Annotated in this window: 20 protein-coding genes and 2 riboswitches; all 20 genes read right to left on the bottom strand. The window is 41.4% G+C overall.

Annotated elements, in window-relative coordinates; genetic code table 11:
• Positions 1-265: 265 nt before the first annotated feature.
• The 20 genes from E3K36_11740 to E3K36_11645 all read right to left on the bottom strand — a co-directional run bounded on the left by E3K36_11740 (position 266) and on the right by E3K36_11645 (position 18,752).
• A complete protein-coding gene (locus E3K36_11740) occupies positions 266-700 on the bottom strand; it encodes a phage tail protein (GenBank protein MCF6155898.1) in 435 nt (144 codons plus the stop codon).
• Positions 701-868: 168 nt separating this feature from the next.
• Positions 869-1,054: a hypothetical protein gene (locus tag E3K36_11735; protein MCF6155897.1), complete on the bottom strand. Its 186-nt coding sequence runs from the start codon at positions 1,052-1,054 to the stop codon at positions 869-871.
• Complete coding sequence (locus tag E3K36_11730; GenBank protein ID MCF6155896.1) at positions 1,051-1,416, bottom strand: phage tail assembly protein; 366 nt, start codon at positions 1,414-1,416, stop codon at positions 1,051-1,053. Before E3K36_11730 ends, E3K36_11735 begins: the two co-directional genes overlap by 4 nt.
• Positions 1,417-1,434: 18 nt before the next feature.
• Positions 1,435-1,869: a phage tail protein gene (locus tag E3K36_11725; protein MCF6155895.1), complete on the bottom strand. Its 435-nt coding sequence runs from the start codon at positions 1,867-1,869 to the stop codon at positions 1,435-1,437.
• A gap of 69 nt (positions 1,870-1,938) precedes the next feature.
• The gene (locus tag E3K36_11720) at positions 1,939-3,129 is read right to left on the bottom strand and encodes a phage tail sheath family protein (GenBank protein ID MCF6155894.1); all 1,191 of its coding nucleotides are present in this window, start codon (positions 3,127-3,129) and stop codon (positions 1,939-1,941) included.
• A 30-nt stretch (positions 3,130-3,159) separates the two neighbouring features.
• On the bottom strand, positions 3,160-3,744 hold the full coding sequence (locus tag E3K36_11715; protein MCF6155893.1) for a hypothetical protein: 585 nt from the start codon (positions 3,742-3,744) through the stop codon (positions 3,160-3,162).
• Between the two features lie 13 nt (positions 3,745-3,757).
• Complete coding sequence (locus tag E3K36_11710) at positions 3,758-4,351, bottom strand: DUF4255 domain-containing protein (GenBank protein ID MCF6155892.1); 594 nt, start codon at positions 4,349-4,351, stop codon at positions 3,758-3,760.
• Between the two features lie 130 nt (positions 4,352-4,481).
• The gene (locus E3K36_11705; GenBank protein ID MCF6155891.1) at positions 4,482-4,697 is read right to left on the bottom strand and encodes a hypothetical protein; all 216 of its coding nucleotides are present in this window, start codon (positions 4,695-4,697) and stop codon (positions 4,482-4,484) included.
• Between the two features lie 18 nt (positions 4,698-4,715).
• Positions 4,716-6,995, bottom strand: a complete 2,280-nt coding sequence (locus E3K36_11700) for an ATP-binding protein (protein MCF6155890.1) — start codon at positions 6,993-6,995, stop codon at positions 4,716-4,718.
• Positions 6,996-7,075: 80 nt separating this feature from the next.
• Positions 7,076-7,178: riboswitch (cyclic di-GMP riboswitch) on the bottom strand.
• Positions 7,179-7,243: 65 nt separating this feature from the next.
• A complete protein-coding gene (locus E3K36_11695; protein ID MCF6155889.1) occupies positions 7,244-7,504 on the bottom strand; it encodes a DUF3467 domain-containing protein in 261 nt (86 codons plus the stop codon).
• Between the two features lie 429 nt (positions 7,505-7,933).
• Entirely contained in the window at positions 7,934-9,316 is a 1,383-nt protein-coding gene (locus E3K36_11690) for a sigma-54-dependent Fis family transcriptional regulator (GenBank protein ID MCF6155888.1), read from the bottom strand.
• A gap of 172 nt (positions 9,317-9,488) precedes the next feature.
• Positions 9,489-9,602: riboswitch (cyclic di-GMP riboswitch) on the bottom strand.
• A 199-nt stretch (positions 9,603-9,801) separates the two neighbouring features.
• Entirely contained in the window at positions 9,802-10,065 is a 264-nt protein-coding gene (locus tag E3K36_11685) for a DUF3467 domain-containing protein (GenBank protein ID MCF6155887.1), read from the bottom strand.
• Between the two features lie 298 nt (positions 10,066-10,363).
• Positions 10,364-10,891, bottom strand: a complete 528-nt coding sequence (locus E3K36_11680; GenBank protein MCF6155886.1) for a hypothetical protein — start codon at positions 10,889-10,891, stop codon at positions 10,364-10,366.
• A 32-nt stretch (positions 10,892-10,923) separates the two neighbouring features.
• Positions 10,924-11,124 carry a hypothetical protein gene (locus E3K36_11675; GenBank protein MCF6155885.1) on the bottom strand — a complete coding sequence of 67 codons (201 nt, stop codon included), beginning with the start codon at positions 11,122-11,124 and terminating at the stop codon, positions 10,924-10,926.
• Positions 11,125-12,210: 1,086 nt separating this feature from the next.
• Complete coding sequence (locus tag E3K36_11670; GenBank protein ID MCF6155884.1) at positions 12,211-13,455, bottom strand: coproporphyrinogen III oxidase family protein; 1,245 nt, start codon at positions 13,453-13,455, stop codon at positions 12,211-12,213.
• 146 nt (positions 13,456-13,601) lie between these two features.
• Positions 13,602-13,814 carry a hypothetical protein gene (locus tag E3K36_11665; protein ID MCF6155883.1) on the bottom strand — a complete coding sequence of 71 codons (213 nt, stop codon included), beginning with the start codon at positions 13,812-13,814 and terminating at the stop codon, positions 13,602-13,604.
• Positions 13,815-13,863: 49 nt separating this feature from the next.
• A complete protein-coding gene (locus tag E3K36_11660; GenBank protein ID MCF6155882.1) occupies positions 13,864-15,231 on the bottom strand; it encodes a B12-binding domain-containing radical SAM protein in 1,368 nt (455 codons plus the stop codon).
• Positions 15,228-16,592 (bottom strand): B12-binding domain-containing radical SAM protein, encoded by a 1,365-nt coding sequence (locus tag E3K36_11655; protein ID MCF6155881.1) that lies wholly within the window; start codon positions 16,590-16,592, stop codon positions 15,228-15,230. Before E3K36_11655 ends, E3K36_11660 begins: the two co-directional genes overlap by 4 nt.
• A complete protein-coding gene (locus tag E3K36_11650; GenBank protein ID MCF6155880.1) occupies positions 16,589-17,962 on the bottom strand; it encodes a B12-binding domain-containing radical SAM protein in 1,374 nt (457 codons plus the stop codon). Before E3K36_11650 ends, E3K36_11655 begins: the two co-directional genes overlap by 4 nt.
• Before the next feature lie 400 nt (positions 17,963-18,362).
• Positions 18,363-18,752, bottom strand: coding sequence for a hypothetical protein (locus tag E3K36_11645; protein MCF6155879.1), 390 nt, complete (start codon positions 18,750-18,752; stop codon positions 18,363-18,365).
• Positions 18,753-19,152 lie beyond the last annotated feature (400 nt).

Below are 19,152 nucleotides of genomic sequence, written 5' to 3'. Positions count from 1 at the left end.
ATCCTATTGCATACACCGCATGAACCGCAGGATGATGTCTCTTTACCTTTATTTAGCTGTTTAGCAGTATTGTTTCTTTGCGAAACCGTCTTGCTGTTTTCAATCTTATTCGTTAAAGTCTTTTCGTACATTTTTATTCCCTTGTTGCCTAAAACGTAGATTGCTTCGCCTCGCAATGACAGTACAAATAATCAACACCAACAAATAGTCGATATTTGGTGGGCAAAGCCCACTCTACACATTAACTTACAGCTTGATTGCATGGCTATCCCTTCTTGATCCCATGATGCGCCAGCTCAATTGTCTCAAAGGCAACGGTATTACTGTCGGCCTTGAGATCGGGTCCAGTCCACTTCACCGGAAACGCATCTGAGAAATTCCAGCGCCATTTATCTTCACCAGTAACATCCATCAAAACGATTGATCCATTTTTTCTTTCGAACTTTCCATTCACCACTTCCTGATGCCATCTCCACATCTCGTCCAGATCGGTAATCCCCCGCTTGAGGGTAATATGCTGATATTTCGTCCTTTTTGGCAATTGATGAACAAAATCATTAACACCGCCCTCTTCAAACGACTCAGTCTCAGTTTCCAACTGAAGACCGGTTACCTCGGATACCTGAGCAACCGTAATTCCTCCGATTTCTATCCGAAATCGAAAGGAAGTATAAGGATATGGTTTTTCTCCTGTTGGCATAACTTCTCCTTCATGCAGTGTATAGCAAAAATGGCCCACTTCATTCTAAGGCTTATTGCTATAGTAAGCGTCAAAAGTAAGTGACATTTGCATGTATATTTATTTAATTCGTTCATAATAGCTTTACTTTATACATCCATATGCCTTCGGCTATCAGCCATAAGCCAATTATTCCACCTCAAGTATACTCTTTTCCTTCTCTCCGCTGAGCTGTCTGTTGATCTTAGATATCTCCTCTACCCACCTCTGTCTATCTCTATGTTCCATATTCATAATCACCTCATGAGACCAGTGGAAATGATATGCGATAAAGGCTACCTCCTCGTAGAGTCTGTCGAGGGGGTAGCCAATTATTCCCCCAGAGGCTCACCCTCAAACTCAAACTGATGTTCGCATTTGGGACATGTAGCCTTTGTTTTATTTGTGCCATTTTCATTGATCCTTCTGTAGAACTCCTGCAGGTATGAGAGATCAGAGGCAAAGAGACTCTCGATTGTCTTTGTATTAATGGTCTGCAAGCTTCCTAACCTGGTAATGACCCTTGAAAGCAGAATCACGGTGAGGTAAGCAGGATTTGATTGCACCCTTGGGTCCTTCATGGGCAAAATCTCATCAGCCGCCGTGGCAAGGCGCATGACGCCCTTTTTATTGAGATTGCCTTCTTCATCCACATACCCTTTCGGTAAGGTAAACTCATACTCTGTTTGAAAAGCCATAAAACCTCCTTAACTCTTTTACTTGACTCGTTTAAAGCCTTCGTGAACGATTTCCAGTGTCTCAATGGCAACCTCGTTCCCCTTGGCGCTGAAATCCGGGGGGTCGTATTTGCTGGGCCATGCCCTTTCAATATCCCAACGGGCCTTATCGGCGCCTGCTTCGTCAATCAGGATAATAGAGACGTTCTTCCTTGCCCCTTCTGCACCAGTATCTATAATCTGTCGTCTCCAGTTGTAGAGATCCATAGAATCCGTAATACCCCATTTCAGGGTGATATTCCCATATTTGGTCAATCCTGATAGTTTACGAAACCTTGTCGGTTCATCCCCCTCTCTGTACTCGACAGGGTCGGTGGTGGTATCTGCAAAGCTACACTCGCTGAACCCAGCCTGGCTGATTCCATCGATCTCAACACGGAATCTAAATTGTCTGTATGGGTCTTGTCTTGGCATATTTAACCTCCTTTTTATTATTAATATTTTTATGATTTATCATCTTACTTATGCTTATTGCATTGACAGTTACTCGGTCACTTCTGATCCGCCCGGAAACTGAGCGATGCGGAATATCACAAACTCTGCCGGTTTTACCGGTGCAATGCCGATAATACATATCAGCCGTCCATTATCAATATCATCCTGCGTCATAGTGGTCCTGTCACATTTGACAAAGAACGCCTCCTCAGGCTTTGTTCCCATAAGGGCGCCATCCCTCCAGACCCTGGTCAGGAATTCAGTGATAGTCGCTTTAACCCTGCCCCAGAGCTTTTCATTGTTGGGTTCAAAGACAACCCATTGTGTTCCTTCTTCTATGGATTCTTCAAGGTAAATAAATAGGCGGCGGACATTTACATACTTCCACAAGGTATCACTGGAAAGCGTCCTTGCACCCCAAACACGAATGCCACGGCCGGGGAAAGACCGGATGCAGTTTATACCCAGTGGATTCAAGATATCTTGCTCACCTTTGGTAATAGCCAGTTTTATTTCCAGAGCACCTCGTATAATTTCATTAGCAGGAGCTTTATGCACCCCTCTTTCTATATCACTACGTGCGTATATGCCGGCGATATAACCACTTGGAGGAATGAAATCCTGAACGAGTTTTAATTTATTATCCTCTATGGTCTCTATGGGAACTTTTATCCATGGATAATATAAGGCTGCGTATCCTTTATCAGAAACCACCTCATCTTTTTGATCCTGTATTGCGTCCATATCAGCGTCTTTCACTGGGTCAAGGACGCAAAAGCGGTCTTTCATATTTTCGCAATGACTAATCATGGCAGTTTGAACAGTTTGCGAGGTAATGCCAGGAATGCAAACAATGTTTATCTCATCAACTTCATTAAAAGCTTGCAACCCTGTTCTATTTCCAGGACCACCATCGGTTCCAACATAGTCGCCATCTTGCACGCCATCTTTTACCCGTACAACATAACAACGGCTTCCCCCGTTAGCAAAAAAACCATATACAGCTGGGGGCAGGAAAGGTGAGTTGGTCGCATTATATCTTCCAAAGCTTTTCACAAATTGGCCCCAACTTGTTACAAGAGTCGGTTTATCAAGCAGACTATCATTGTCAAAACTACCATCAACTACATGCTCTGTCATACCCACAAACCCCACCGTACTCGTGCTAACCCCCTCTATCGGCTTTGCGCCGATTTCAATCTCCTCTACATAGACACCTGGCGATAAATACTCTGGCATGATAGTTCCTCCTTTCCAAAAATTTAGATTTTACGGGAAGGTAATAATCCCCGTGAATATTGTCTTACCTTCCTCTATGGTTGTATTAATAGACTTAGTATTTCCGTCTTTGTTAATCTCGATGGTAATGTTCTCCTTTTTAATTCCTTTAAAATAAAGGACAAATTCCCCCCTTTCATCTGTTTTGGTTTCTATAGTCTTGCCCAATACCTTTACATCCGCATTAACAACTGGATTTGCGTTTGAGACCAATCCCCTGACAAGGGTTGCATTACTGGGAAAAGGATAGGGTGGTACGGGCTTAAGGATAATTTCAACAACAGGATTCCTGGTATCAGGAAGCGGCACACTTACCACCTTTTCTTCTGCAAAATATACATCTGACTCAACGCTAACTGTATAATTTCCTGCAGCCAAATCGTTAAATAGATAATATCCGCTCAAGTTCCTAACGGCCTTTACGTCTCCTTCTTCTAAAGTCACCTTGATATAGCCGATAGCTTCTTTCTCTGTATAATCATCAGTCAGCCTGACTGCCAGAGAAAGATTCGTAGATATAACATCCCCAGGATAAGCGGTAAATTTATTGGTTACATAAGGAACAGTAAAAGCCATTTTATCTCCTCTCTTACTTAGGTATCATATAAGCGTGGTTCATTTCTTTAGAGATTACTCTCTGCATTCCCATCTCGCGTATTGAGTCTATTCTTACCGGTGTGACTAAGTAACCAACTGAAGCCCTGTAAGATCTATTCGGAAAAGCAGTCCAGAGTTTGGTCAAGTCTTCAAGCGACACAGGATTTAATGTAATTCGTAGTTCCTCATCTGTTCCAGCCAGACCTCCCTGAAGAACTGAGCCGCTCAAAATGGCATTATCATAAAAAATGCGCATTGCCCTGCCCAATATCCTATGTTCTTCAAGCGTACGCTCTGTCCTGTCCGGAATCACGGTTGAAGCATACGTCGTCAGCAGATACTGGAGGTCTAGTGTGAGGGGTGGATACCGAAGTTGTGTCGGGCTTATTTCATGCATCTCCTGATTTTTCAAATGCGGATTCTCCACCACGCTATATAAAAAAAGGGTCAGCCGAATATTTTGACCTTCCACATCAGCAGGAGAGAGCAAGACTATAGAGTCAGGTGGGATCAGATCACTCATGTTATCCCTCAAGAGTCTGATCAATGTCTCCCCCACATCGGCAATTGCTGTGTATTCGCTCATGGTTATTATTTGCTCTCCTTCTTCTCAACAGTCAATGCCCCGGCTGGTTCAATCTTATAGATTGAACCATACACTTGAACGATAGCCAGACGTAGAGAAATACCAAACGTTTCGGTTCAATCGAGAACGATTAAATCAGCACTGGGCAAATTTGTCGTGCTGAATTTATTTCAGCACCTGCTCGCCTTTTTGCAACATTCAGTCGTGTCGCGGCCTTGTGAACTTCTTCATGTTCTATGGTGCAAGGCTTAGTGCACTCTTTGTTGAATATTTTGTATTCCGCCACACCTGTTGACAAATTGCAATCTGTAATACCTTCGGTTCCCAACAATCCCGATTCTTCCATTATTCTTAGCTCCGTTTCTTATATGCTCCAGCCAGCCTCGTTCCATATCCGCCCCAATTTCTGATATTCACGTCTCGCCGCTTGCACGAGGTATGGCATCCGAATAACACCACCATCTTCTGCGGCAAAGAATGCCGCTGCAAGCGCAATGTTCTTAATGTTCCCTCCAGGCAACTTGATCTCGCGGGCGAGAACACTAAAGTCTATATCATTACCAAGTGGGGCTTCGCCCGGGAAGACAACTTTCCAGATGCGCCCCCGATGTTCCTCATCCGGGAACGGGAATTCGACGATAATCTGTATACGTCTCACAAACGCCTCATCCATATTCTGCCGGAGGTTTGTTGCCAGAATAGCAATCCCATCGTATTCCTCCATCTTCTGTAAAAGATAACCGATCTCGATATTGGCATAGCGATCGTGGGCATCCTTGACCTCGGAGCGTTTGCCAAAGAGCGCATCGGCCTCGTCGAAAAAGAGGATGGCATTGCTGGTTTGTGCCTCGGTAAAGATTTTATCCAGGTTCTTTTCGGTCTCGCCAATGTATTTGCTGACCACTTGAGAGAGATCGATTTTGTAAAGATCGAGTCCAAGTTCGTGAGCAATAATCCCGGCTGCCATAGTTTTACCTGTACCGGAAGGCCCGCTAAAGAGCGCATTTAATCCTTTGCCGAGAGAAAGTTTGCGATCAAAACCCCACTCACCATAAACAATGTGACGATAAGTAGCCTGATTACAAATTTCCCTGAGCTGGGCCAGTTGGTCAGACGGCAGCACGATGTCATCCCAGGTGTACCTGGGCTCAATCTTTCGCGCCAGGGTACTCAGTTTCTGATTCGATTGAGCACGGCAGGCAGCGTAAAGATCTGTCATTGTAATTTGCCTATCCTCGGGTGAGCGCCAGCACGTCAGATTTTGTGCTGTAACCAGGGCGTCTTGAATCTGACCCGGAGTGAACCGAAACTTGCCGGCCAATGCGCCTATATCCACATCGCTGGCAAGCTGGTAATGCCCATTTAAGCTATTCTCCCAAACGTGTTTCCTGCCTTCATAATTGGGAATCGGTAATTCTATGTCGATAAAAAGAGGTTCGTCAGGCTCACTTAAGGTATGTTTGCTCAAAAGACCTTGTGGTTTCCATGATCGGCTTCCGGCGAGAAATGTTAATCGAGAAAACGTTTGGGTTACTTCAAGCAATAACTTCACCTGCGACTGATATTTACTATCATCGGTAAGCAAATGTTCAAAATTTTCCAGGTACAGTATTGCTGGTTGAAGCACTGCCTCCCGACCAAGCAACCACATCGTCTCATCAAAAGGCAACTGCCAGCCAAGTATCTTCTCTGCGTCAGCAATAATTAAAGGGAGTCCGAGATCATGGCAGACAACTTCAGCTAAAGGCTGTTTTCCAGACCCATAGGGTCCGTAAAAGTAGAATACTACGTTTTGTCTGGCCGACCTCGTTTCGCTGAAATGTGAGCGAACGAAACCTCGCATCCGGTTTAGTATATCTTCTGACACAACTGCCTGATCTAATGCATTCCGGGGAGAGACCAGCCGTGCTATGTGTCCAAGTCGAGCATCTATCTGCCCGAAACCGAGAAGGAAGTTTACGATTCGATCGTCCAGCTTAAGAAGGCGTGAAAGAAGTGGCACAGGGCCTTCCTGCAAACTATTTGTTATCTCCAGAAGCCGATATTTCAGCAGCGGCGATTGCGGATCAAACGCCAACCTTGCAGCCAGTTTCTCTTGCATCGTATTGCAAAGCAGATTCAATATTAAATCAACACTCGGTTTCTTGCGCGTCACATCATCTTGCAGGTAGGCATACAATTTCTCATACTTGCGATCCACTTCCGGTGCCAGACAAATGAGCAGGCACTGCTCTTCAAAGGGGGTAAGGTGGAAAAGTTGTGTGAGGTGTGGCAACGACAAATAAATTACCTCTTTAAGGTTAGCTTCCCGCCGCTTCTCGATTTGGGATTCGAGTTGGCATAAAGCATCCCCTAACGATCGTGTCACCGAATCGTCGGCGCTCTTTAGGGGTGAGCCATGCCTTCCCCTTACTGCCAATTGGCTATCATCACCTGCGAGTAATACGGCAATCTCTTGTTCCGAGAGCACCATCCCTTTGAATTGATCCAATGGGTTCGTTAGTTGCGAGTTCCGTTGTTTGATCACCTGTAAATGAATGAGTAAGTCCAGGCGCTTTAATTCATCCGAGAGATGATCCCAACTTGTGGCGTAAGCAACTTTGGTGTCAATCGCACTTTGGCTATCAGCTGTTAATTCTGACATGACTTTTTCACAAACTAAACAAAATGCAGCATGCCTTAAAATAAAAAAGCCTTACTGCAAAGATATTCATTGTAAAATTCTTCGGCAGTAAGGCTGTCTCATAAGCGGTTTAAACCGCTTAAACGGCTAGCAAGACCCTTTCCTTTGCGTCCCCTGATCGCTCAGGGTTTGCCTTTATCGTAATGTTTGTGTGCTACTCTAATTTATCTTCCTTCTGCTATACTGTTTTCAATACCATGCCGACTCCTCTATTCATCTTCCCCGTCCGCGGGGATAGGCCCAAACGTCTGTACATATTGATCGATGGACTCCTGAAGGATCTTGAAAAAGACATTCGCGTAAAATGGACTGACAATGATCCTGCTGTGGAAGTGTTCTTTACCATCGTTCGGATAGAACTGACCGAAGTCAATCAGAAACTCAAAGGCATTTTGACCGATTTTGAAGTAGTTAGCATATCGCCCTTCAGGCATATCTTCATTCTGGGAGTTCTCACAATCATAATTCATTAACACCTCGGTAAGTAAAGTTTTCTATTATATTCATCCCTACAGAGCTTGAGTCTATCGCTGCAACGTGAATCATCCTGACATCAAGGCAAGCAAGTTCAATACCAACCCAAGCTCGCAGAGGTTATTCTTCTCCAATCGCTGATAGTTAAGGGATTTTTCTCGTGAGTTGATCTTCTCTGCACTTCACTTTCACGGACGAAGTGTAGCAGAAAGTGTTACACTTGATTGAACCGAAAAGAAAAGGATGGCAAGTTCAAAAGAAGAAAAAAGGAAGGCAAAAGGTCAAAAAACAGATAAAATCAACGGATTTGTCAGAGAAAATACGAGAATCGAAAGGTATTTATCCTGTAACACCATAATGTAACTTTTCTGTAACATCCATGAAGAAGATGTTACATTTTCTCGTTTTATAGCAACTGCATGTTATTAACATTTATCCTTTATACAAATCTCACCGGTGGTTTTTCGTGTATTCTCTTTCATGATATGGTACTTTGCCATCTTCCGGTAGAGGGTCATCCTTGACCAGTGGAGTTTTTGGGCTGCCTTGCTCTTATTCCAATTGGTGGACATGAGAGTGGAAAGTAAAAGGTCCAGCTCGCTCCGGGGAAGACCTCCAGTTTCCCCGATTCTTCTGCGGAACTGCTCAGGCAGATCCGAAAGAGATATCCGCCGTGACGAGAGGTTGACATAAGTAGCCTCTAAAAGGTTCTTCAGTTCCCGAACGTTACCTGGCCAATCATAGCAGAGCAAATATTCCAGGGCATCTTTTGCGAGGCATTCAACCTCCCGTCCGAACCTACGGTTTAATTCCCTGATGTAAAAACCGAGCAAGAAAGGAATGTCCTCCTTCCGATCTCTTAACGGAGGCAGGTGGATTCTGGCCACATTGAGCCGAAAGTAAAGATCTTTTCTAAACTTATCTTCCTCCACCAATTGATCCAGGTCCTGATTGGTAGCAGCGATGATCCTGATATCCAGCGGGATACTTCCCTTACCCCCCACGCGCTGGACCTCCTTGCTTTCGATGGCTCTCAGGATCTTTGCCTGGTGGTATAGACTCATATCACCAATCTCATCGAAAAAAACGGTACCTCCCTCGGCATGTTTCAGCTTGCCCTCCTTTAAGGAGTCCGCCCCCGTGAAGGCTCCTCTTTCATAACCAAACAGCTCACTTTCTAAAAGGCTGTCAGGTATGGCAGTACAGTTAATACAGACAAAAGGCTTTTTACTCCTCGGGCTATTCCTGTGGATCAGTTCAGCCGCTAACTCCTTGCCTGTGCCCGTCTCTCCGGTAATAAGGACGTTGCTATCGGTCGAGGCAGCCTTCCCGATGTATGTCTTTATCTCCCGCATCTGCACATTCTCACCTATCATCTTTTGGCTATCAATGAGGCAAGGTGATGTTACTCCATACTCTCCAGATGACTCCCGAAGAAAGAAGCCAGAGAGGCATCGGTTGACACTCACCGTTAGTTCCTCAAAAGAAAAGGGTTGTTTAAAATAATCGTTGATTCCTGTCTTGAGTGCTGCGATGGCCTGATCTTCAGAACTGTGTGCTGCAATCATGATAAGTGGGATATTACTGCCCGAATGTCGGATTTGTTGTGCCACATCCAATCCATCCCGGCTATCGTCCAGAGAAGACCCCACAATGACGAGATCCGGGCTATTTCTTTGAAAGGATCGGAAGGCATCTCCTTTGTCTGACGTTTCGATGACCTCACATCCGTTGCCAAGCAACAGCTTTTTCAAGTTTTTGTTCAAGACATCATTTCTTTCCAAGACCAGGATTTTTGGTTTTTTCATAGATCACGTTTCCTTAATATCGATATGATAATCATATTTTAAGAGAATCAGACTCTTGAAGCATTTTTCTGAATATCAAAATGAAGTTTCGCCTATTCTTCGGTCATTTTTCCCATTTTTTATCTCCTTAAAAATAAAAAAGCCTTACTGCAAAGATGTCCATTGAAACATCTTCGGCAGTAAGGCTGTCTTTTTTCCTGGCAAGGTGTCCCTTTAACCACATCCTTGTATGTTAAAGACCCTTTACTTTGCGCCCCTGATCACTCAGGGTTTGCCCTTATCGTGATGTTGCGATAGCTGATTAATAACCTGTCCGCTCAATTATAGTATTCTAAGGATGAAACCGAACATATCCTCGCTGGCAAAGCCTTATCCCGCTGATCATTGCAAGGATATTTTTCCGAAGCAATCGTCCGGCTCACGACGAAGTCTCATCGGCAGAGATTGCATTGTCGTTTCACTCCTCGCAATGACATTTTTAAGTGTTATTCGTTTTCCCCACCCCCTCCGGGTATAGCCCCGAATATCTGTTTATACCGTTCGACTGACTCCTGAAGTAATTTTAAAAAGACATTTGCGTAAAAGGGACTGCTGACAATCCTGGTGTGGAAACATTCCCGCTCTCCCTCTTTATACGATTGACCAAAATCGATCACAAACTCAAAGGCGTTTTGTCCAACCTTGAAGGAATTGGCGTATTGCCCGTGAAGCTGGTTTTTGTCCAGAAAATCATTTCGGTCATGTTTCATTACCACTCCTACGCTAATATTCACATCGATAAATAATTCTTGATATTTTTGATTGTGCCAACGGTCAACTTTCCTTTTGCATATGGCCGTTAACAGAAAATTATTGTTCGGCCTGGACTGTAATTGTGTACGGACCCATACCTGCAGAAGAATAGTGTCTGACTTGCACAAAGTAGGTACCGGTTTCTAATATTGTGCTTATCTGTGAATTTAAATTTCCCTGAAAATCGTCATTTTTCTGCAATCAGGGTTGTCGTATCGCCCGGATCAAAATCCCAGTTAAATTCACTGCCAAAACTTATGGAGGCATCCAGTCCCGAATCGTCCCCCGCCAGAAGCCCAAGGGCTTTAGCATTGATTCTCGTAAGCCAAACGAGTTGTTATCCTTGTCGTTATTATTAAGGTATGGTGTTGGGGAACTCTGGTTATGAGGGTTGTTACTGGTTCGATTCATAAGCAAATCAAAGTGTGGAATAGGCTGAAGACTGGCCACTGCCTCTCCGTCCAGATCTGACAATCCGTCTTGTTCAAGGACTGTGCGGAACTGGGAATACGTAACAGTAATCTTTTCAGAGAGGGTTGAGACAAGGACACCATGGCTGAGAGGTTTATAGGAAATGCTTAAATTCGCAACAATATCATCTCTTAACAGATCAGACCTGAGTCTGCCATCTGCCTCAAGACCGTCGATTGCTTCCTGTGGCATTCCAGATTCTGGTCTGAAGTTAAATTGAATAGCATGGGCAAAATTCAGAGTAAATAAAGACCGAAAGCCGTCAGATAAAACTATTGTCGAAGACGCATGTATCATAATCCTCTTTTTCACTTTTCCAAATCCCCCGTGTTACCGATGATAAATCACTGAATTTTTTTCAGATCGGGATGCAGGGCAAGTTTTTCTAACTTCTGAACACCGTTGGCAAAATTTTGTATTTGTTGAATATCGGGGAAAGTTCGGGCATTAAATTCCAGGTTCCGCATTGAAATACCTTGTTTTACATCCCTGAGGGTTGGACGTGTTTCTCCCGTTGCAGTAAAACTCTCGACATTAATTTCCAATACAGTGGAAACACCATGTTCGTCAGGGAGTGCAACAAATCATATTTTTTTTGTGCATCAGTTGTAATTGCCTCAAGTTTTTGAGTATCAAACGTCAGAATTTCCTCATCCATTTAACTCTATTACTATTGCAACTATCAGAAATTATCTTCTTTTTTAGTGGAGCAACTGCAATACCAGATTTGCCTTTATAAAGTATTCTCCTCCTATTGCCGATAATAAAGGGCTTTTACAGGGAATTGATTTTTTCTTCATCTCACAAAAAAGAAAAAGTGTAACAGGTAAATGTTGCACTTTTTTTCTAAAACGAAGACTGGAATATAGTATTATATACTCTATGAAAATAATAAATCGCAGAGAATTAATAACTTAAATAATACAAGACATAAGTATCAATATACTAAATGAGGTGCAACAGAAAAGTGTAACATGAATGTAACATTGAAAAGAAAATGTTACAATTTCACTCTGAAGATGGAGCTATTTTTATCTCTCTGTTTTCCCTTTTTGACAGTCTGTTAACTTTCCAAAGTAATTCTGCTAATTTTACCATGCAATTTTTCAGATGAAAACGGATATATCGTAATAATTTATCAAGAATCCTGGGAAATCTATATAATGGCTTAGGGAAAAGAGGAGATGAATATGACAATACCGAGGAGTTTGGTTTCAATCATCGAAAGAGAAGATATGTGATTTAGCGCAACAGGAGTTAAAAAACAAGTGTAGAATTTTTGAAAATAAATACCATCTTTCTTCAGATGAATTTGATAAACTTTTTCAAGAAGGAAAGATGGGAGATGAAGAAGACTTTTTTCATTAAAGGGGATTGATACTGGTCGAGTATTGGTAAGCATTGTAACTTCGCACAACTGTCGAATATCGGACTTTTCGAATCAAATATGAATCAGGCTCAACACAAGGTATTGACATCTTTTTTGCCAGATTTATAAAAAAAATTTTATCCACACAAAACATAGAAAAACCCAAAATATTATACACTGATATGAACAGGAGTTACAAAGGCAAAAAAACACTAATTTTCGAGGCCTTGGATTCAGATTCTATTCCCATTATTGCACTCCTTTAATTTCTAAGCTGGGCTTCTGGAATTCGTAGAGCATACTTCAGATAATCCTGGTTTTCAAAAGGGAAATACCGGATAGGGATCAGATGACCATGTTCCATACCCTTATCCGTTAGTTGTACCATGTTCTGCTTCTTCGAAAGCATGCCTTCCCGGTCCATACGTTCCAAACCTTCCTCTATAACTGCTAAAGAGTCGAGCCCGAAACGATCGACCATTGCTTCATAATGAAATCTTAATTTCTTGGTAAGGCTCATAAATACCCAGCGCCGGATTTGATCTTTCTTACTAAGTGAAATGGAAAGGATATTATCGTTGCTTTTTACATATTTATTCAGATCTTCCGTGTTTCTTAGATAATAACCGTCAACAAAAGACTGGGCTGACACACCAAATCCGAGTATCTCGCCACCATCCCAGTAGTTCCTATGTTGGACGCATTCGTACCTGTAGCTTATTCCGAAATGGGCTGCATGAATACGCAGGTATTCCCGCTCCAGCAAACGGTTGATTGCTCTTTGATAATGGACTATCCGAAGATAGGCTGGAAGGGGCAACGCATTCTTACAGACCATCCTCATAAAAAAACCGGTCTTAGCCTGAAGGGTAAAAGGGTAAACGGAGATATGGGGGACAGATAATTCAACCAGCGCATCCACACTCTGCACAACCGAAGCAGTATTCTCTCCCGGGAGACCAAACAGGATGTCACAATTGATATTGTTGATACCTGCGGACCTGGTTGACTCCAAAAGGCCAGACAAAGTATCATTGGTTCCTTCTCGCCCCATGGCTGTAAGTATACTATCATCAACGTTCTGAACGCCAAAACTGAGACGATTAACTCCGATTTCTTTAAAAAACCCTAATTTTTCCTGCGTTGTAGAGGATGGGTTACATTCCACAGTAACCTCAGGAATTGTCCTGAGATCCCAAAAACGTGTCAAGATCATGACTAGTACTTCCCACTGCTTCAACGATAATATGGATGGAGTGCCTCCTCCAATATAAAGTGAATTCACTACTACCTGCGTACCTTCATAGGCTGACCAGCGGGCACTGATCTCCCGTTCCAGTGCATTAAGATAACGGAGTCTTTCCTCTTCGCTCGTTCCTGTCACGGAAACATAAAAACAGAAGTCACATTTCGATTTACAAAAGGGAATATGAATATACAAATCCACGCCTCTGTTGAGGTGGTGAACACTGGAAGGCTGTTTCTTGTCGGTAGTTATTGTGAACATCCTTTCTTTGTTACCGGATATTAACTTTTTATACAATCCTTTGATAGTAGCCTATATTTTAATAATTAATAATTTTTACTGTAACACTATAGTATCAATGGCAAAAAAATGTCTTCATTTGGAAGATTAATTTTTCTAGAAACAGTTTAGTTTTTTGAAAGATGAGTTGTGCTTTTTAAGTCCCTCTGGGGACGTGAGGCAATAGGCAGGCAATTTATTGCCTGTATTTTTATCAAAGAGAAATACAGTCCCGTAGGGACGATTGGGACGATTTTGTATCCATAATCTTCATTCGCCCCAACAGGGCTTATTTTTATCTTTCTCTTAACACAGGCAATAAATTGCCTGCCTATGAGCAATTTGCCCCTCCGGGGCGAAATCAGCACAAGGCTTTGCCTTGATAGTTTTTCAAAAAACGAAAGTGTTACTTTTTCTAAATGAGTGATCGAGTTTCTCTTGCAATGTTGGTACAAGTTCAACAGGATACGGCCAGTATGTATGGTAAATTGTAGGGTAGAAATCCTTACGGACCTCAAAGTGGTATCCCCATTTCTTATGGGTCTTAAAAATTTCTGTCCCGGGAAATATCTGTAAAAAATTGTGGTAGTATTCATCAACATTTATCCTGCGGATAAAATTCAGTGTTTCAATCGCATCAACAAGGGATTCTCCGGGAAGACCAAAAATTGTCCCTGCTGCAACATGAAATCCAATTTTCTTTGCAATTCGGACAGCAGTTACAATCCTCTCTAAGAAATCCTTCTCTGCTGCATAATCGTCTTTAGAACCATCTGAGTTGCGAACTTTTTTTATCAAGTTTAGGACTCTGGGATTTCCGGACTCCAGTCCAAATTTCAGGAGCCTAAATCCTGCAGAATACATACATTGGAGAATATCTTCAGTCAAATGTTCTATTCGGGTTTCGCAACCGAACAAGATATGTTTTGGTTGATTTTTTGAAATAAGATTACATATTTTTTTCGTTCGATCTGGGTGAAGAGCAAAAATATCTTCGTTGAGCAGCATAATACGCCTTCCTTTCATCCCTGATCTGTGCAATGCCGAATCTATAAAATCAATCTCGCTCAGAACTCTTTCATTTGAGTGGAATGCATAACTACGTTCCACCATAGCTGTAGGGTTACAAAAGGTGCAGTGAAAAACACAGCCCCGACTCGTGCTTATTCCAACATCTATCCCAGCCTCACCAGGAATAAATTCCGATAGATAGGGAGAGGGAAAACAGTCAAGATTATTGACAGCATATTTCTTTACACCAGGATTGAAAACGATTTCACTATTTTTACGATAAGTAATTGCTGGTTTATCGTACCAAGTTTGACCTGATAAATGAGTTGTAACCACATCCAGAAAGTTTATTTCGCTATAGCCCCGGAAGCAAATATCGATAGCCTGACAATTTCTTAACACTAATTCATCCGAGTATGTAGCAGTTAAACCTCCAACCACTATTAAAATGTGCGGATTCAGAGCTTTAACAGATAATGCAGCCCATCGTATTGCATAATAGTTCGTATCATCACATGAGAAACCAAGAATTTTAATCCTGTCAGCAACAACTGTTCTGGCAAAATCTTCCGGTGTTACAGAATCAAGCACATACTGTTTTGACTCGATATTACCCTGTTGTAAAAATGCTTGAAGATAGCCACATCCTAGATGGTAATGAGAACTTAATAATCTTTGAAATTTATTTGAAGTTGATTGTATGAGCCAGACTAAACCGACTACAGGTTTCTTTTTCTTTGTATTCATAGCGGAAGGCCATATTTTTTCACTAATTCCAATTTTTCTCTTATCATGCCTGTTTTATAGTGGTAGAAGGCAGAAAAGATTTTTGGATTTGATTTAATCATCTCTTGAATATCAGGGGTTAGAACACTTTTGCTCATTCTTTCAGACTTTTTTTTGTAATGATCGAAATCAACAAGCAAAATATCGGGATCAAATTCTTTTTTATATAGTCCCGAGGTATTTAGCTCTGATTGAGGTAATGGACTTAGTATACTCATCTGTGGTTTAACCCCCCTTTCAAGACAATAGATGATTAAATATATGGTTTCTCTAAATTCATCAATGGTTTCAAAGGGGAATCCTAAGATAAAAGAGGCTGCAACTTCAAAGTACTTGGCAGCTTTCCCTATTAACAGTTCAACATTATCTATCTTAAATCCTTTACCGGCCTTATTTCTAATACGGCTAGACCCCGATTCAATTCCAAGAAAAATCTTTTTACAGCCTGCCTGCTGCATGAAAGCCATTAAATCATCGTCCAAAAGGTCTATTCTACACATACAACTCCACTCGATGGATAATTTTCTTTCTATTATTTCAGCGCAAAAACGAAGGACCCGGCCTCTATTAAGAATAAAAGTATCATCTAATATTGAAAATTTGTTTCTTCCGTAATTATTTATTAAAAATAGAATTTCTTTAATAACTGATTCGATTGAGCGCTGTGCAATCTTTTTATCCCAATTGGGAGAAATATCGCAAAATAAACATTGATAAGGACATCCCCTCGAAGTCAATATGGAAGAATTTATATATTTCTCCATATTAAGTTTATGGTAGGCAGGAAGAGGTATCGTATCAATATCCATTTTTCTTGCTCTGGGTGGATTCACTACAATACCATTGTTGCTGCGAAATGTTAACCCTGCAATAGACTCCAATTTCCGATGTCCCCGATGTGCTTCAAGAATCTCCACTATTGTCTCTTCACCTTCACCACGGACGACAGCATCTATTTCAGGGAAAGATTGAAGGATCTCTTTTGCTGTCCCGCCAGGTCCAGATCCTCCAAGGACAATAAATATTCCTGGTTTGTGTCTTTTAAAATTCCTCAGCCCCTGAAGCAGAAAAGGTAACATATTCGACATACAGCTAATGCCTAGTATGTCCGCAGAAGTGCATTTCAGAAAATTTAAAATATTTATGGGATGATAAGGATTTTCTTCAAATTCTACTTGATAATCATGGAAATCAACCGAATATCCGGCAGCTTCTAATGCTGACGTCAGATATAATGTTCCCATCGGAATACATGCAAATGGCTTTGTTGAAGGTTCACGATGAAGAAAGAAATTAACAATTGAAATGTCATGGCACTTCATTGGCGGGTTAACTTTTCTATTTCAAGCCCTAAAGAGTTTAAATATTCTAATTTTTGTTCAAAAAGTTTATCTTCGAACACATAAAACCCTGGGAAAATATCCGGATGTTTACGAACAAGGTCTACCAGTATGTCAGGTTTACCATTCACCAATTCATTTCCATTTGGTAAATAAAAACGACTAGATACAACACTAGATTGCAGGTCTTCTCTAAAGATAAGCCTATACTTTTTTTCGTTATACAAACGGCTAAGGGGAAGTGGGGACAGGAGAGCCATACTTACGTCACAATTAAATTCTTTAAGATAGAAAAGAAGAAAAACAGAGTCTTTCAAATCTTTCATTGACTCAAAAGGAAACCCCCAGATTAAATTTATCCTTACAATGAATTTATTGTGCGCTTTTTTTACTACTTGAATAAGCCTATCAATATCAATAGGTTTTGAAATTCTGCGCAAGACATTATTTGAACCGGACTCAACGCCGAGAAAAATCCGATAACAACCGGACTTTTCGAATATTTCGATCATTTCATCCGATAGCAAATCAACTCTGCAATAGGCGCTCCATTGAATTGTTAAACCCCTATCGCGATAGGCCTTACAAAAATCAAAAACCCTTCTCTTGTTAAGGATAAAGGTATCATCTAAAATAACGACTTTCATAAACCCATACTGTTTTTCTAAGAGTTCCAGCTCTTTTATCACGAGATCTAAAGAGCGATACGTGGTATCATGTCCCCAATAGGCAGATACATCACAAAAATTGCAAGGAAAGGGACAACCTCTTGCCGTTTGGATGCCAACTGTTTCATAAGAGTTCATGTCAACCTGATCATAACCAGGGAAAGGAAGATCATTCAAATTCTCTATTCGCTTCCGGGGTCTTGTGATATGATATGTACCATTCTCTTTACTCAAGAGAAGTCCTTCTACACTTTCAAGTGATTTTTTACCCTCTAAAGCTTTTAGGAGTTCAGGAAAGGTTCTCTCACCTTCTCCTCTTACAATTACGTCTATGTGAGGAAATTCAGCCATTAAACTTTCAGCAACTCCTGAAGGCCCAATTCCACCGAGCACAATCGTTTTGTCAGGATAGCTCTCTTTGAAAATCTTTGTACTATTTACCACTAACGGTAATAAATTACTCATACAACTGATGGCTAAAACATCGGCATCATCCTCTACAAACTTTAAAAAATTGAATGTATTAAGCGGATCATTTAATTTCTCCAACTGATAATCTCGAAATTTGATGTCGAAGTTTGCATTTTTAGCTGCGGAAAGGAGATACAAACATCCCTGAGGTACTCTGGCACCATCGTACTCTGTACTAGTTTTTACAGCGCAATTTATGAGGGTTGTTTTCATTTAACGTATCCTATTGAATTACTAATTTATGGTTAGCATTAATGTTTTAAAGTGGGATGCACACTTGACGGTAACCTGCTCCAATATAATGTATTTTCGAGCACTGTTTTCCCGATTATCTTTAGACAAACGTATCTATGGAAGAGGATCAGCCACCACGGCCTGTTGCGCTAAACGCAAAAAAACTTGCCATGATGGACGAAGCTCCTCCGATTAAACCGTAAGATAAACTCATTAGGTGGCTGTTAAGATGTTCACAATCGATTGCCTCTTGATGGGGTTCCAACATCCATCGTTAAAAGAGAGATGTCACTTTGTATATTCTGGATAAAATCTCATGAGTTGCTTCCCACTCTTTTTGATCGGCGTGACTACATGCCGGTACCTGTTGGCCGAAAATTCATTCATATTGAGAAATCGAGGATTCCTGGAAATCTATATTTTTCAGTGCAGTTGACAAATCCTTAACAATCACACTTGGTTTTTCAAAAGAGTTTCTTGTCCTTTCTATTAATATTCCTGCATCGATCAGTTCTTTTTTTACCTTCCTGATTTCTGCTTCCAGATCAATTTCCTTTCCGATAAGGTACACATTTTTAAGATCATCCATGATCTCTCTTTCCGCCTTCGAATTTCTAATTCCATCAAGAATTATACGTGCCGATTTGTTAATAACTGATACTTTAGACTCTGATTCATTGACTGCAACGAGATCTTCCCCCATTGCCCTCATCTCAATATTAAATGGAACGTTATAATATTCTCTTTCGGGACGCTCTTTTTCACTCATAATCTTCCTCCTTACCTTATTTTGTTAAAATGGAAGTTAAGCCATGCCGCCGAGAACACTCTCGGCATACATGGCCGGCTTTTTATACGTCATGTAATTGACTCATTGTCAACAAATTATTTTGTAATTCCAGTAACATACCTATCGATATACTTTACGGTGCATTTGGTTCTTATTTCCATTCTTAACCCGACCTTCGCAATTCGAGGGTGTATAAGCTGCTAAGCCAGTAAATTCAAGAGGTTGTGTAAAAAGGTCGGCACTACAAGCCGTTTTGGAAACAGTTTAGTTTTTTGAAAGATGAGTTGTGCTTTTTAAGTCCCTATAGGGACGTGAGGCAATAGGCAGGCAATTTATTGCCTGTATTTTTATCAAAGAGAAATACAGTCCCGTAGGGACG

Source organism: Candidatus Brocadia sp. (assembly GCA_021646415.1).
Classification (GTDB): Bacteria; Planctomycetota; Brocadiia; order Brocadiales; family Brocadiaceae; genus Brocadia.
This window is presented reverse-complemented; position numbering and strand designations above follow the sequence as displayed.

What these genes read in the sequence shown, in the direction of transcription:
- E3K36_11725 (MCF6155895.1), bottom strand. Translation starts at nt 1,869, where the DNA reads ATGCCAAGACAAGACCCATACAGACAATTTAGATTCCGTGTTGAGATC.
- E3K36_11715 (MCF6155893.1), bottom strand. Translation starts at nt 3,744, where the DNA reads ATGGCTTTTACTGTTCCTTATGTAACCAATAAATTTACCGCTTATCCT.
- E3K36_11660 (MCF6155882.1), bottom strand. Translation starts at nt 15,231, where the DNA reads ATGAATACAAAGAAAAAGAAACCTGTAGTCGGTTTAGTCTGGCTCATA.
- E3K36_11650 (MCF6155880.1), bottom strand. Translation starts at nt 17,962, where the DNA reads ATGAAAACAACCCTCATAAATTGCGCTGTAAAAACTAGTACAGAGTAC.
- E3K36_11695 (MCF6155889.1), bottom strand. Translation starts at nt 7,504, where the DNA reads ATGAATTATGATTGTGAGAACTCCCAGAATGAAGATATGCCTGAAGGG.
- E3K36_11690 (MCF6155888.1), bottom strand. Translation starts at nt 9,316, where the DNA reads ATGAAAAAACCAAAAATCCTGGTCTTGGAAAGAAATGATGTCTTGAAC.
- E3K36_11740 (MCF6155898.1), bottom strand. Translation starts at nt 700, where the DNA reads ATGCCAACAGGAGAAAAACCATATCCTTATACTTCCTTTCGATTTCGG.
- E3K36_11670 (MCF6155884.1), bottom strand. Translation starts at nt 13,455, where the DNA reads ATGTTCACAATAACTACCGACAAGAAACAGCCTTCCAGTGTTCACCAC.
- E3K36_11730 (MCF6155896.1), bottom strand. Translation starts at nt 1,416, where the DNA reads ATGGCTTTTCAAACAGAGTATGAGTTTACCTTACCGAAAGGGTATGTG.
- E3K36_11645 (MCF6155879.1), bottom strand. Translation starts at nt 18,752, where the DNA reads ATGAGTGAAAAAGAGCGTCCCGAAAGAGAATATTATAACGTTCCATTT.
- E3K36_11720 (MCF6155894.1), bottom strand. Translation starts at nt 3,129, where the DNA reads ATGCCAGAGTATTTATCGCCAGGTGTCTATGTAGAGGAGATTGAAATC.
- E3K36_11705 (MCF6155891.1), bottom strand. Translation starts at nt 4,697, where the DNA reads ATGGAAGAATCGGGATTGTTGGGAACCGAAGGTATTACAGATTGCAAT.
- E3K36_11655 (MCF6155881.1), bottom strand. Translation starts at nt 16,592, where the DNA reads ATGAAGTGCCATGACATTTCAATTGTTAATTTCTTTCTTCATCGTGAA.
- E3K36_11685 (MCF6155887.1), bottom strand. Translation starts at nt 10,065, where the DNA reads ATGAAACATGACCGAAATGATTTTCTGGACAAAAACCAGCTTCACGGG.
- E3K36_11700 (MCF6155890.1), bottom strand. Translation starts at nt 6,995, where the DNA reads ATGTCAGAATTAACAGCTGATAGCCAAAGTGCGATTGACACCAAAGTT.
- E3K36_11710 (MCF6155892.1), bottom strand. Translation starts at nt 4,351, where the DNA reads ATGAGCGAATACACAGCAATTGCCGATGTGGGGGAGACATTGATCAGA.